The organism is Kineosporia mesophila, from assembly GCF_021129235.1.
Classification (GTDB): Bacteria; Actinomycetota; Actinomycetes; order Actinomycetales; family Kineosporiaceae; genus Kineosporia; species Kineosporia mesophila.
The window spans coordinates 1-12212 of sequence record NZ_JAJOMA010000049.1; the positions used below are offsets into that span (position 1 = coordinate 1).

The 12212-nt window shown below is 66.2% G+C and carries 10 protein-coding genes and 2 pseudogenes; 5 read left to right on the forward strand and 7 right to left on the reverse strand.

Annotated features, from left to right (window positions below; all coding sequences use genetic code 11):
- The first annotated feature begins 382 nt into the window (after nucleotides 1–382).
- Both LR393_RS34650 and LR393_RS34655 read left to right on the forward strand, forming a co-directional pair.
- A complete protein-coding gene (locus LR393_RS34650) occupies nucleotides 383–1003 on the forward strand; it encodes an STAS domain-containing protein (protein WP_231489473.1) in 621 nt (206 codons plus the stop codon).
- 114 nt (nucleotides 1004–1117) lie between these two features.
- Nucleotides 1118–1600, forward strand: a complete 483-nt coding sequence (locus LR393_RS34655) for a response regulator (protein WP_231489463.1) — start codon at nucleotides 1118–1120, stop codon at nucleotides 1598–1600.
- A gap of 212 nt (nucleotides 1601–1812) precedes the next feature.
- On the opposite strand, the gene LR393_RS34660 is transcribed toward LR393_RS34655, so the two are convergent.
- Complete coding sequence (locus tag LR393_RS34660; protein ID WP_231489464.1) at nucleotides 1813–2403, reverse strand: BLUF domain-containing protein; 591 nt, start codon at nucleotides 2401–2403, stop codon at nucleotides 1813–1815.
- 444 nt (nucleotides 2404–2847) lie between these two features.
- Here LR393_RS34660 and LR393_RS34665 point away from each other — a divergent pair, with 444 nt between their 5' ends.
- On the forward strand, nucleotides 2848–3825 hold the full coding sequence (locus LR393_RS34665; protein ID WP_231489465.1) for a phosphotransferase family protein: 978 nt from the start codon (nucleotides 2848–2850) through the stop codon (nucleotides 3823–3825).
- 1155 nt (nucleotides 3826–4980) lie between these two features.
- On the opposite strand, the gene LR393_RS34670 is transcribed toward LR393_RS34665, so the two are convergent.
- The gene (locus LR393_RS34670; RefSeq protein ID WP_231489466.1) at nucleotides 4981–5883 is read right to left on the reverse strand and encodes a tetratricopeptide repeat protein; all 903 of its coding nucleotides are present in this window, start codon (nucleotides 5881–5883) and stop codon (nucleotides 4981–4983) included.
- Nucleotides 5884–6676: 793 nt separating this feature from the next.
- On the opposite strand from LR393_RS34670, the gene LR393_RS34675 reads away from it, so the two are divergent.
- Together LR393_RS34675 and LR393_RS34680 are read left to right on the forward strand one after the other, a co-directional pair.
- Nucleotides 6677–6961 carry a hypothetical protein gene (locus tag LR393_RS34675; RefSeq protein ID WP_231489467.1) on the forward strand — a complete coding sequence of 95 codons (285 nt, stop codon included), beginning with the start codon at nucleotides 6677–6679 and terminating at the stop codon, nucleotides 6959–6961.
- A pseudogene (locus LR393_RS34680) lies at nucleotides 6883–7429 on the forward strand (DDE-type integrase/transposase/recombinase); the annotation flags it as partial. The gene LR393_RS34675 and the pseudogene LR393_RS34680, both read left to right, overlap by 79 nt.
- 224 nt (nucleotides 7430–7653) lie before the next feature.
- Here the strand turns inward: LR393_RS34680 and LR393_RS34685 are convergent.
- From LR393_RS34685 to LR393_RS34705, 5 genes and pseudogenes are all read right to left on the reverse strand, one after another.
- Nucleotides 7654–8640, reverse strand: a complete 987-nt coding sequence (locus LR393_RS34685; RefSeq protein WP_231489468.1) for an aldo/keto reductase — start codon at nucleotides 8638–8640, stop codon at nucleotides 7654–7656.
- 50 nt (nucleotides 8641–8690) lie between these two features.
- Nucleotides 8691–9878: a glycosyltransferase family 4 protein gene (locus LR393_RS34690; protein WP_231489469.1), complete on the reverse strand. Its 1188-nt coding sequence runs from the start codon at nucleotides 9876–9878 to the stop codon at nucleotides 8691–8693.
- Complete coding sequence (locus LR393_RS34695; RefSeq protein WP_231489470.1) at nucleotides 9875–10810, reverse strand: lysylphosphatidylglycerol synthase domain-containing protein; 936 nt, start codon at nucleotides 10808–10810, stop codon at nucleotides 9875–9877. The genes LR393_RS34690 and LR393_RS34695 overlap by 4 nt, the downstream gene beginning before the upstream one ends.
- Nucleotides 10807–11889, reverse strand: a complete 1083-nt coding sequence (locus LR393_RS34700) for an endonuclease/exonuclease/phosphatase family protein (protein ID WP_231489471.1) — start codon at nucleotides 11887–11889, stop codon at nucleotides 10807–10809. Before LR393_RS34700 ends, LR393_RS34695 begins: the two co-directional genes overlap by 4 nt.
- Nucleotides 11882–12212: pseudogene (locus LR393_RS34705) on the reverse strand (hypothetical protein); the annotation flags it as partial. The gene LR393_RS34700 and the pseudogene LR393_RS34705, both read right to left, overlap by 8 nt.

Genomic DNA, 12212 nt, shown 5'->3' on the forward strand with positions numbered 1-12212 from the left:
AGAAGATCCGCAGGGGATCCAGCAGACGTGCGTTCGGGGCCCTGGCAGGTCGAGGATCGACGCGAAGGACCACGGGCCTGCTCTGACACTCGTGCGGGCTGGTTACCGGCCAGGTGACAGTGCTTCTGGTGGTGATTTACGGTCAGGGACGGCCTCTAAACCTGCGGTCTAACCAGGCTGCTTGCCCCACACGAAGCGACCACCCCAGACCGGGTGGAACTTTCCGGCGCCCCCGCCCACCAGCAAGGGCCCTTCATGCCATCGCGCGCCCACGCCTACAACGAGCCCGAACCCGAAGGCTTCGCCGACCCGGCTAATCCGGCCGGTGGCGGCCTTGGGGCGTCCGCCAACGCCCTGTCCCAGGACCAGCCCCGGCGATGTGATGGTGCTGCCTCACGACGAGCACACGCTGGTCATTCTGTACGGGGACATCGACCAGCGCATCAGCCAGGACCTGGAAGAAGCCGGCCGGTTCCGCCGGCACCCGGCCCGCAAGAACATCATCGACGTCCGCAAGATGACCATGATGGACTCGGCCGGGCTGTCCTTCATCATCCGCCTGGGCGCGGGTCTGCAGGCCGCCGGGACCCATCTACGGCTGCAAGGACCCTCACGCCGCACCGCCGAACTCATCACCCTGGTCGGAGCCGACAGCCTGATGACCTGGCTACCCGACCAGACGAAACCTGATCTGAGCCAGCTGGGCCGGTCGGCCCAGCTCACTGTCTTCCCTCGCCCCCATCTTCCTTCGTCACGGGCAGACGAATGGGCCGGTCACCGTGTTCGGAGCCCTCAGGCAGTTCGGATGGGTCGCTCTCGTGGCGCCGCACCCCGCAGCCAGCACGGCCGCGCGTCCGCCGGCTCCTCAACCGCCGCCAAGGCTTGCTTTCACTCCTTCACCCGGGGACAGGGGGTCGCTGGGCGTTGCTCATGGTGCGTTGCTCATGTCAGGACGCTGCGCCGGGTGGGGGGTCACGGGTTTTGTCGGTGGTCGCTGGTGTGATGCTGCTCCAGGGCTGCCCGCACCCGAACACCCTCGCGGGCATCTGTGGTCGGGGCCTGCGGGAGATCGGCCTTTGCGGTGGCGGGTGCGGCGTACACGAGGAACGGAGCGGTTATGACCGAGGAGTCTCGGATCCCGGTGGTCCTGCTGGTCGAGGACGATCCCGGCGATGTCCTCATGATCACCGAGGCCCTGGAACGCTCCGGCCGGCCGCCCGTGCTGCACGTGGCCGGCAACGGGCATGAGGCCCCGGACTACCTTCGGCGCGTCGGGACACACGCCGGCGCGGTGCGCCCGGACCTGATCTTGCTGGACCTGAACATGCCCCGCATGGACGGCCGCGAATTCCTGCGCCGGATCAAGGCTGACCCGCAGTTTCGGGCCGTCCCGGTCGTCGTGCTGACCACCTCCAACGCCGAGGCCGATGTGCGCGGCAGCTATCAGGGCCACGCCAGCGCCTTCGTCACCAAGCCCCTGAACCTGGATGCCCTCGAGGACGTGGTGGAGCAGATCAGCCGCTTCTACACCACCACGAGCATCCTCCTACCGCTCGAGCAGACCCCGGCAGCTGATCAGAGCGGGCCAGCGACCGCCTGAGCGTGCCGTACGAACCCACGCCCCGGCGCCCGGACAGCAACCCGGCCAAGGACTCGGTGAGGAGTCCAGATGTCCCTTTCCCGCGCTGGGATTGGGGCGGTACGCGCGTCTCCCGGAATCCCTGGGCGAGGCCCCACTGGAACCCGTCCGTGGTCTCGCCGTGCTCGGTGCCGTTGCCAGGGCAAGGCAGGTCGCCAGAGCGGGGGCAATTTTCAGCCGGGTAGGGGGCTGCCGTCGGGGCCGCGCCAGAAGAAGGCAGGGGTCGGGGTGGCGGGCAGGGTCTGTGCGTCAGCGTGCTGGATGACGCCGGCCGTCTCGGAACGATTGTGCTGGCGCAATTCCCGCGCGCCCAAGGTCAGCATGATGCGGGCCAGGAAAGCATTCGACAGCATCTCCAGGGAAGAACGAGCAGCACCGGCCGGACCGGCCGGACCGGCCTGACCGGCCTGACCGGCCTGTGGGTGGTGACGGGCCAGGTCAACGGCCACGGTCATATCCATCGTGGCCAGGCCCATCTGCCAATCCGGGAACGAATGCTGCGCAGCAACCGCCCGATGAACGACCGTCACGCGGGTGTGCAGCTCATCGGTCTGAATCCTGGCGAAGGTCTGCTCAATGGCTTCCTGATCGCCCTCCAGGATCTGCACAAAGAACGCCTCCTGCGCCGGGACGTCATGAACGTGCAGCAGCATGCCGGTGATCCCGGCCTCCTGGTTACGGGCCCGGCTGACCCCTAACAGCGCTTCCATCTCGCGCTCGTTCAGATCCACCACAGCCTGACTGGCGTACATCAGCTCAAACACAAGAACCTTGTTTCACACTCTCAGCCCACCGGCAATTTTTCCCGCCGCCGAAACCCATCCTCACCCGTACCGCTTGAGGTGCCACTCCTATGTCACCCTCGGCGTCGCCCCCTCCTGACCTGCTTCATTGCTCACCCGACTCTCCAGCTCGTCCTTCATGGCGGGCCGTTCAGAGGGTCCTCACGGCACGGTTCCCTCGCCACCGTAGGAGGTCAATAGCAGCCGGATGCTCATGCATGACGTCACGCGTGTGAGGCAAACGAGAGGTGAACCAAACCACGTTTGTCCCGTAGTGCAAGAAGTGTCCCGGGATTTCCGCTTCTACTGGATTCGAATGCTCTGTAAGCGAGGCGCGGGCCTCAGGTACCTGACAAGGACGCTGGCCTGGATGACTGGGGCATCAAGGTTCAGTCGGGAGGATTCCGCCGAGGATCAGGTTCTGCGATGAAGGGGGTTGCAGTGGATTTCCTTCCTGTCCAACGGTCGGCAGATGTCTTTCAGCAGTCGCTGTCGGCTGATGAGGTGCGGGCGGTCTTCGCTCACGTCTTCCGTGGCGAGGCGGAACCGACTGCTGTGGTGGAGCTGGGCACTGGCCTCTACAACAGCGTCTATCGCGTCGCGGTGACCGGGCAGAGCGCGCCTCTGATTCTGCGGGCGGCTCCGCCTGCGGAACGTCAGTTCCGTAGTGAGCGTCATTTGATGCGCAACGAGTTCGCCAGTCAGCCCTGGCTGGCGCCGATCGCTCAGTTCATGCCGCAGGTTGTTGCCGCGGACTGGACCGGTTCCGTGATCGAGTGGGACTGGATGATTCAGACCTACCTCGACGGTGTCCCCGCCCCCGACATCCTGAGCTCTTACCCGCGAGACACTTTTCCGGGGTACTTCCGGCAGATGGGAGCGATCGCCCGCTCGGTGCATGATGTTCGCGGTGATCACTTTGGGCCCGTAGCCGGCCCTGCCTACGGGTCCTGGAGCGAAGCGTTGCTGGCGTCGTTCGAAGCCATCCGGTTCGACCTCGTTACCGCGGGGTTGGACTCGGCCGATCTCCAGAAGGTCATGGCGATCGCGTCCGACGCGCGGCCCACGCTGGACGAGATCACCGAGCCGATGCTGCTGACGGGTGATCTGTGGACGATCAACTGTCTCCTGGCGTCCGGGGCGCCGGAGCCGACGATCACCGGTGTCCTGGACTTTGATCGGACCTGGTTCGGTGACCCGGCAGCGGACTGGACCATCCGTATGGCTAAGGCCAAACAGGATGAGCGTCAGGCCTTCTGGGAGACCTACGGTCAGGCATCAGCGACACCCGAGGCGACGTGGCGAGGGCTGGTCTACGAAGCACGCCACTTGGGTGCCATCCGGCTGGAACGGCTCCGGCTCGGCAAGAAGGACCTCGTCGCCGACAGCTACCCGGCCATATAAATCGCGACGGCCTGTCTTCTTCGAATCTGTTGTGGTAAATCAATTCTCGCGAAGACGGGCCGTCTTTATGAACGGGACGCGCCGGTCAGAAGATCATTTTTCGGGCTTGGTCAACGGCCCTCTCGGTGCACCTATCGCTCAGAGTGCGTTGCCGGCGGCCACGTACACGTGGATGTGGATGTCTGGAATAATCGGAACCAGCTCTTGCATGTTTTCCATTACGGCTACTGATGCGGAAATCAATGATCCCCCATGACGAGGAACTGCACCAACAAGCATCTACTGGTTTGCCGCCGCAAGTATTGATTATCCAGGGCACTGCGCGAAAGCGGGGCAGGTCCCTGTCCGGCTCCCAGGCGCTCGAATTCGCGCGTCGAGGAATTCCAATCGCCATGCTTAGTTTCGAGCGTAGTGCCTTCATCACTGCAAAAGATCTTGCGGATTGGATTTCTATCTTAGGGGCGGATGGCGATCGGGACGTGCCTGAGGTTTCACTGAATATGTACGGGAAGAGGGGCGGAAAGAGTGATGAAAGGTTGGTGGTCCTATCGGCGTCAAGGCGCTTACATGAATAAACCGTAAGGGGCGTGGCCCATCCGAAAGATACCTAGTAAAACCCGTTAATGCGACTAGGTATACCGTGACCTGATTTCCCCGCTGCGGTCTGGTGTTCACACCCGTAGGTGTGAACACCAGACCGAGGTGGTCTTCAGCTGAACGTAATCGTAGGATGATTGAGACTGTATGGGGTTGAATGGGGCGTACCTGCTCAACGTGGATCCGTGGTTAGCCGGCGTCGCCAATCTGCTGGCTGGCGTCCACGCTACCCGTCAAGCCGAGGATCTCCATCAATGGGTGCGCCACCCCCAGGGCAGTGCCTAAGTCAGCGGGAGTGTGGGGCGCGCCGGGGACGCCATCGCTATGACAAGACGGCGGTCCCTGATACGGAACGCCTGCTGTGGCCGAGCACCCGGCCACCCTGACCACCATGCCAACCTCGCCCTCGCATGAAACGAAGAGTCCGAAGATTGACCTTCAATGAACTGCATTAACCGTGTTCGTCGTTAAAAACCCTCAACGGACAAGACCCAAAAAGATGCACCCGCCACGGCCCCAGGCGTCGGCACCCTGTGTACCTGGTGGGGATGCTGCAGCTCAGGGTATGGCTCGCTTGCGTCGGCGGTGGGATCGATTGATCTGGCGCCTGTATGTGCTGTGTAGATGCCGCAGGTTGCGTACAGCCAATGCGTCGGCGCCGTCGGCGCCGTGCTGGAAGGCGGTTTGCGCTTCGAAGAAACGTCGTTGGTCACGTAGCAGGGTTCCAAGGTTGTTCCAGGCAAACAACTCGCCGGCCGCGGCTGCCTGGCGTAGGACGTCCTCGGCGCCGGCCAGGTCGTGACGGTCTTCTTCGAGCAGCAACGCCAGCTTGATGCTGGAGTCGAGGTGGCCGGTGTTCACGCCGCGGCGCAGTAGGTTCTCGGCTTCGTCGAAGTGGCCGCGGGCGCGCAGAATCCAGGCCAAGTCTGAGCGTGCGTCGTCATCTACGTCAGCGCCCTGGCGTAGGAGCGCCTCTACATCGGCGGTGGAATCTTCGTCGCGGAGCCAGACACCGAGGTAGCCGGCGGAGTAAGCGTCTCCCCGGCTGGCAGCTTTCTGCAGGAGGTCCTTCGCGGCGGCCGGGTCGCCGTGCCAGCGCCACAGGTCGCCCAACGCCAAGATCGCCCTTGCATCGCCCGCGGTTTCGGCGTGACGGTAGGCAACCTCGGCTGACGCCCAGCCCTGCAGCTCTTCATGGTGGATGCCCAGGTTGAGGAAGGCATCAGGGTCACCCATCTCGGCGGCCGCGCGGTAGGCGTCGACAGCTTCAGCGTGGCGGCCTAGACTCCCCAAACTGTTGCCCAGCGCAAGCCAGGCGTGCCGATGGCCTAGCTCGGCAGCCTGGCGGAACAGAGCTGCGGCCTCGGGGTGCTGGTCAGCCTCCGCAAGGGCACAAGCCCTCTCGTACACGTCATCGAGATCTTGCGTCTCGGTTGTCTGCGGAGCCTGTTCTTCGACCATCCCCACAGCATCCCCGACCCATCTCGCCGGGTCGCGGCTGTGCCACCTACTACGGAAGCAACGACTTCATTCCATTTTGAAGGTCATACCGGTGTAAGCCCCCTGGCTAAGATGGAGGCTCTGATCCGACGAGGACAGTGGCGTGCCAGCACCGAGGAAGTTTCCGCAGGAGTTGCGGGATAGGGAGATTCGCCTGGTTCAGGGAGGCTCGTTCGGCCGAGCCAGGGTGTCGGTGAACGCGGCCGCGAAGCGGGTTGCCCCGCGGGTGGGACTCAAGCCTGACACGTTGCGGGGCGGGGTGGGGCAGTCAGAGGTGGAAGCCGGCCGCAAGCCCGGGATCTGCACGGATCAGAACGCGGACGCCGGAGCTGGAGCGCGAGGTCAAAGAGTTGCGGCGGGCGAGCGAGATCCTGCTGGCGGCTTCGAGTTTCTTCGCGCGGGAGCTCGACCCGCGCCTTCGCAAGTAGAAACTCACCCGCCGAAGACGGTGCGCCCCCCGAAACCGTGCAGGAGAGCACGGAAATTATGAGGGGCCTGTGGTTACGGCGCTGGGGATGTGGTTGCCCCGGGCGGTCGTGGTCACGTTCATCGACTCGGTGAAGGAGGAGTTCGGGGTCGAGCCGGTCTGCGCTGTCCTGTCGGGTTTGTGCGCAAGATCGCCCCGTCCACCTACCACGCGGCCAAGTCCCGCCCGAAATCCGACCGGGCCAAGCGGGAGTAACTGGTCGGGGAGGTCATCCTCGAACTGTGGCACGACCCGGCTGGTGGCCGGGAGGTCTACGGTGCCCGGAAGATGTGGAAGCTCCTTTTCGAGCGGCAGATCACGGTCGCGGGTGAGCCTGTGGCTCGGTGCACGGTGGAGTGGATCAGGCACCGCCTGGGCCTGTTCGGCGCGGGCCGACACGCCACCGAGCTGCCGCTGGCGGCGCTGGAGATGGCCCTGTTCACGAACGTCATCGCCGGTGAGGACTTCGCGGGCGTGGTCCATCAATCAGACGCGGGCAGCGAGCACACGGCGATCCGATATTGGCGCGTGCTGGCGGATGTTCGGGCTCTGTCGCCGTCCGCTCCCACGTGAGGTCAGCCAACGTCGCGGTCAGGACCGGGTACGTGTTCCTGCACCCTGCCGTGGACGGGTTCTCCCGGCTGGCCTACGCCGAGCACCTACCCGATGAGAAAGCCGTCACCGCGATCGGGTTCGTGTCCAGGGCCCGGGTGCTCTTCGCCGCTCACGGCATCACCCAGGATCACCCGGGTCGTGACCGACAACGGATCGGCCTACCGATCCCGGGTGTTCCTGCGGGCCCTGAACGGTCTCGGAGTCTCCGTTCACCAGCGAATCTGCCCGTTCACACGCCGCCACAACAGCAAGGTCGAGAGATACCACCGGATCCTGGCCGAGGAGTTCCTCTACGCCCGCGCCTGGACTTCGGAAACCCAGCGCGCCCAGGCCCTTCGCACCTGGATCATCCACTCCGCTGCCGGGAATCAGCCCTCAGCTCAGCGACGGCGAGCCGGCGTCACCAACATCATGAGCTGCAACACCTGGGGAACCCGTCAAGAGTTCACCCGCCCTTCGCCTCCGCCGTCACCAACGTCAGGACAGGCAACGCCGGGGTCTCGGAGTCGTTGCCGGCGCCGCCGGTCCGCTTCCGGCCACACCGCGCTCCGGCGCCCAGGTGATCCCGTCGCACCGCGGATGCACCTGTGCTCGTCAGTCTCGCGATCGGTCCGCGCCGGGCCGTGTCCGTGTCCGTGTCCGTGTGAGGGTCAGGATCCGAAGTGCTGTTGCGCCGAGCCGGTGTCGGCCTTGGCCAGGATCTCGAGAGTGGCGAGCGCCTCGTCGAGTTGGGCCAGGGAGCTGACCCCGATCACCGGGGTGATCTGCTGGCGGTTGATGAGGTGGGCCAGGACGTACTGGTTGGCGGTCAGGCCCAGCTCGTCCGCCGCACGGGTCAGTTCGGCCAGGCGCCGGTCGGTCTCCTGAGTCCGGTACGTAGCGGGGATCTCGCGGTCGGCACGCGAGTAGGCGCCCGACAGCAGCGGGGAGAAGCCGAAGACGCGCAGGTCGTCCTGCAGTTTGACCTGCTCGAGATATTCCTCGGTGAGGGCGATCTGCGGTGCGAAATCGGCGTCCTGACGAGGCCAGAGGTACGACGCGCGCAGCTGCACCACCTCGTAGGCGGGCAAGTCCTTGGCCCGTGCGACCTCGCGGGCACTCGCCAGCCGCTCCCAGGTGAAGTTGCTCGCCCCCAGAAGATGGGCACGACCTGAGGAGACCAGTTCCCCGAACGCGGCAGCTGTCTCTTCCTGGGGGGTCTGCGCATCGTCGATGTGCGAGTAGTACAGGTCGATGGAGTCGGTCTGCAGTCGCTCCAGACTGCGTTCCATCTCCTGGTGGATGACCGAAGCACTCAGGCCCTCGGCCTCCTCGGGCCAGGGGGAGGATGCGGTGGCGGGCCGGGAACCGACCTTGGTGGCCAGGATGACCTCCTCCCGCAGCGAAGGGTTGGCGGCCAGCCACCGGCCGATCACCTGCTCGGACTCGTCGCCCTGGCCGCCCTCGACCCAGAAGCAGTAGCAGTTGGCGGTGTCGATGATGCGCCCGCCACCCTCGACGAACCGGCTGAGGATCGCGTGTGCGTCGCTCTCCTTCACCGTGGTGCCGAAATACATCGTGCCCAGGCAGATCTGCGGCTGCTTGAGAGCGGCCCGAAGGTGCTCCCGGCGGCCGTGCAAGGTCTCGTTGTTGGCCATGACGGTGATTCTCTCCTGTGAAGTGGTTCTACGGTCAGGGCGGGATCAGATCAGTTCAGGGTGATCTGATGGCTCGGTGGCTGCCATTCCCCGGCCGGCAGGGGTCGGCCGGGGGACCGGGCCAGGACGGCCTCGAAGAGGGTCGCGTACCGGTGCAGGCAGGACTGGACGCTGAACTGCTCGGTCGCGGAAGCGGCGCCGGCGGCCCGCCGGGCGGGATCGAGGCCGGCCAGGCTCAGGATGGCCTCGCGCAGGGGTTCTGGCTGGGCCGGGGGGACGATCTTCCCGAAACCGGTGGCCTGAACCGGGTATCGGCCTCCGGGCAGATCGGTCGTGACGCAGGGGATGGAACGCATCATGGCCTCGGCCTGGACGATCCCGAAAGACTCAGCGACCGAGGGCAGGGCGAAGACATCGATCGAGGCGTAGAAGTCGGCCAGTTCCTGGCCCCGGAGAAGCCCGAGGATCCGGATGCGTGGATCAGCGGCGGCTGCGGCCGCCACCATCTCGATGACACTGCCTCCGGCTACGCCCGCATGGTCACCACCGATCAGAAGTCGTGCCCCGGGGTCGCTGATGCCGGCGAACGCCTTGACGAGGTACTGAATGCCTTTGTCCGGCACGATGCGGCCGAGGAAACCGATGTGGAGCCCCGGGGAGGTGCGGTAGGACGCCCGCCCCTCACCTCTATCGATGCACGGTGGGGGGATGCTCACCCAGGGCATGCTCTGCAGCGTCGGCCACATGTCCGAGGCGCGGGCCTGGTCACCACTGTTCACCACCGCGGCGCTCGAGCGCCGCAGCGCCGCCCGCACCGAGTGTTCCACGGCCCGGGTGGCGATCCTGTTCACGCGTCCCGGTGGGAGCCACAGGTCGATGTGATGGGTCGACACGACGGGGGTCGACCGGACCAGGCTGGTGATCAGGCCGGCCTCGAGCATGGGCAGGTGCAGGTGCAGCAGACGGGAGCGGCGGGCCACCGCTCGAACTGTCGTGGCGAAGGACGGACTCACCAGGCCGCGCCCGATCGTCGCCACCACCGGGGTGCGGTAGACGTCGACACCGGCGATGGTTTCCCGCGCCGGGAGACCGGTCTCGTGACGGCACGCCACCACGGCCACGCGCAGTCCCCGGGACACGAGGCCTTCGGCGACCACCCGGGCGACCTCGGTGAGACCGCTGACGTAGGGGGCGTAGTAGTTGACGGCGACGCAGACGTCGTAATCGGTTGCTGTCACAGGGCTTCTCCTGGGGTGACGGGCAGGATTGAACGGTCGCGGCGCGCACTCCAGGCGCCGTAGGCGAATGCGACCAGGTCTGCCGCGGTCAGGAGCAGGCGGCTCGCGGTGGCCGCGACCACGGCGCCGGCCGGGGGCAAGCAGGTACTGAGGACGGTCACGAGCAGGGCCTCTCTGACCCCCAGCCCGTCCGGGACCAGAATCACCACGCTGCCCAGGGCCGTGGCCAGGGCGAACCCGCCGATGCTGACCATGGCCACCCTCGGCGTCAGGGGAGCGCCAAGGGTATGGACGATCAACCACAGATGGCAGCCACTCAGCAGCCAGGAGCCGGCCGACCAGAGGGTGGAGCGGACCAGGACGGTGGTAGGCACCGGTGCGGCGCGGCTCGCCAGCCAGGGCACGCGCAGTAGCAGGCGCAGCCCCTGGCTCACAGCCGCCGGAGTGATCAGCAGCCCGGCCAGGACGGCGACGATCAGCGCCACGAGCCGTACCCCCTCCAGCAGGGCACCGGCTGCCAGTAGGCCGACTGCCGCGCCGGTGGCGAGTGAGACGAGCGCGTGCACGCCAAAGGCAAGGCCGATCTGGGTCGGGCTGATCCCGTGCCGGGCGGCCAGGCCGGCCTGCCACAGCAACGACCACAGGGTTCCCGGGATGTACTTGCCCAGCTGCCCGGCGGCAAAGATCTTCAGCGCCTCTCCGGACGACAAGGCTTCTCCGATCTCCTGCAGGGGCTCACGCCACGCCAGGGTCGTCATCACCACGCCGACCATGAGCACCGCAAGTCCGAAGAGGAAGACGCCCGGCCCCAGCGCCCCCAGTGCACTCAGCGTCTGCGTCGGCTCGGCGACGACGGGACGAGCCATGAACCAGACCGCCGCCGTCACGACGACGATCATGACCAGGCGCCGGGCCACGACACGCCGGTTCATCGGGCGCCCACCCGCACCGTGATGGCCTGCAGAGCGTGATCGGACATACCCTCGGCTGATTCCAGCCGGTAGTCCTCGGCTTCCGCGTTCCGGAGGAACGTCCAGTCCAGGCGCCACAACCGCAAGGCGGCCGGTCGGTGCTCGCTCCACGAGACCGGATAGAGCGAACGTGAGACCCTGCCCGCGTCGGTGGCCAGGTCCCGGACGGACCGCAGGTCACCCATGGCCGAGCTCGTGTTGAAATCTCCCGCGACCACTGTCGGGCGCGTGTTGGCGCGCAGGTCGGTGGTCAGAGCCCGGTACTCCTGCCGACGGGAACGATCGCGTTCGTTCAGGGTCCGGTAGAACGCACCGGACAGAGGGCTGAGCCCGGGATCGAGTTGGGCCGGGATGTGTACGTTGTAGATGGACGCGTCCTGCCCGTCCGGCACCCTCACGTCCACCCGCAGGACGTCGGGTGCGACCTGGACGGGAGCCTTCGCGGTCGCCAGCTCGTCCCGTACCAGCGTGACGAGTTCCCCGGAGACGAAAATCCGGTACCGGGGAAAGTGGCGGCGCAGTGCGACCAGGTCATTGATCGGCAGCACGACACCGTTTTCGACGTGCAGGTACTCCTGGAGAAGATAGACGTCGGCGTCACGGTTCGTCAGATAGGCGTAAAACCTGGCCGGGTCATCGGTCTGGTGCCAGTACTCGGTGTTCCAGGAGACGACGCTCAACCCGGGCCGCCCGTCGCCCTCAGCCACCGGCCGGCGCGGCGCCAGGACCGCCGGATTCAAACCGCACCCGGGCAGAGTCACGGCGATTCCCACCAGGGCGAGGACGACCGGGAACCGGCGTCGGCCGGGCAGGGCAATGGCCGGGACAGCGGTGAGGATGACGACGGCCAGCGGCATGATCGGCGGAATCATCGACGCGGCGAGCCACACCGCGACCCGTCCGGAAACCGCAAGGTTGACCACGGCGAAAAGCGCCGCCGCCAGAACCACCGTCATCAGGGCCAGGCGCACCCGTGCCAGGACCGGACGGTGTCGTCGGTGGAAGACGTGTTCGGCGTCGGCGGTGAGAGTCTCAACCACGGATCACCGTCCCGGGTGAGCCCGCTCCCTCATCGGCGACCGGCAGCCCGGGCGTCGGCAGCGGGGTGTGGAGGTACATCCGCCGGTACCGACCGGAGAGCAGGCTGAGGGCTCCGGTGAGGGCCGCTGCGCCGGTGGCCAGGTTCATCAGGAAATGTATGCCGGTGAAAGTGAAGAGAAAAGAGCGACTCGTGCGCCGCCGGACGAAAGCCAGGAGCTCGCGTTCCTGGTAGCAGAAGAGGCCGGCGGACACAGCGCCCACCCCCGCCAGACCCGCTGCCACCGCGGGGCTGAACACAACGGGGCTGATCGCCAGGCCCACG

Bases quoted from the DNA above. Each gene is read 5' to 3' on its own strand.
- LR393_RS34675 (WP_231489467.1), top strand. From the start codon at position 6,677: ATGTGGAAGCTCCTTTTCGAGCGGCAGATCACGGTCGCGGGTGAGCCT.
- LR393_RS34655 (WP_231489463.1), top strand. From the start codon at position 1,118: ATGACCGAGGAGTCTCGGATCCCGGTGGTCCTGCTGGTCGAGGACGAT.
- LR393_RS34665 (WP_231489465.1), top strand. From the start codon at position 2,848: ATGAAGGGGGTTGCAGTGGATTTCCTTCCTGTCCAACGGTCGGCAGAT.
- LR393_RS34685 (WP_231489468.1), bottom strand. From the start codon at position 8,640: ATGGCCAACAACGAGACCTTGCACGGCCGCCGGGAGCACCTTCGGGCC.
- LR393_RS34670 (WP_231489466.1), bottom strand. From the start codon at position 5,883: ATGGTCGAAGAACAGGCTCCGCAGACAACCGAGACGCAAGATCTCGAT.
- LR393_RS34695 (WP_231489470.1), bottom strand. From the start codon at position 10,810: ATGAACCGGCGTGTCGTGGCCCGGCGCCTGGTCATGATCGTCGTCGTG.
- LR393_RS34650 (WP_231489473.1), top strand. From the start codon at position 383: ATGGTGCTGCCTCACGACGAGCACACGCTGGTCATTCTGTACGGGGAC.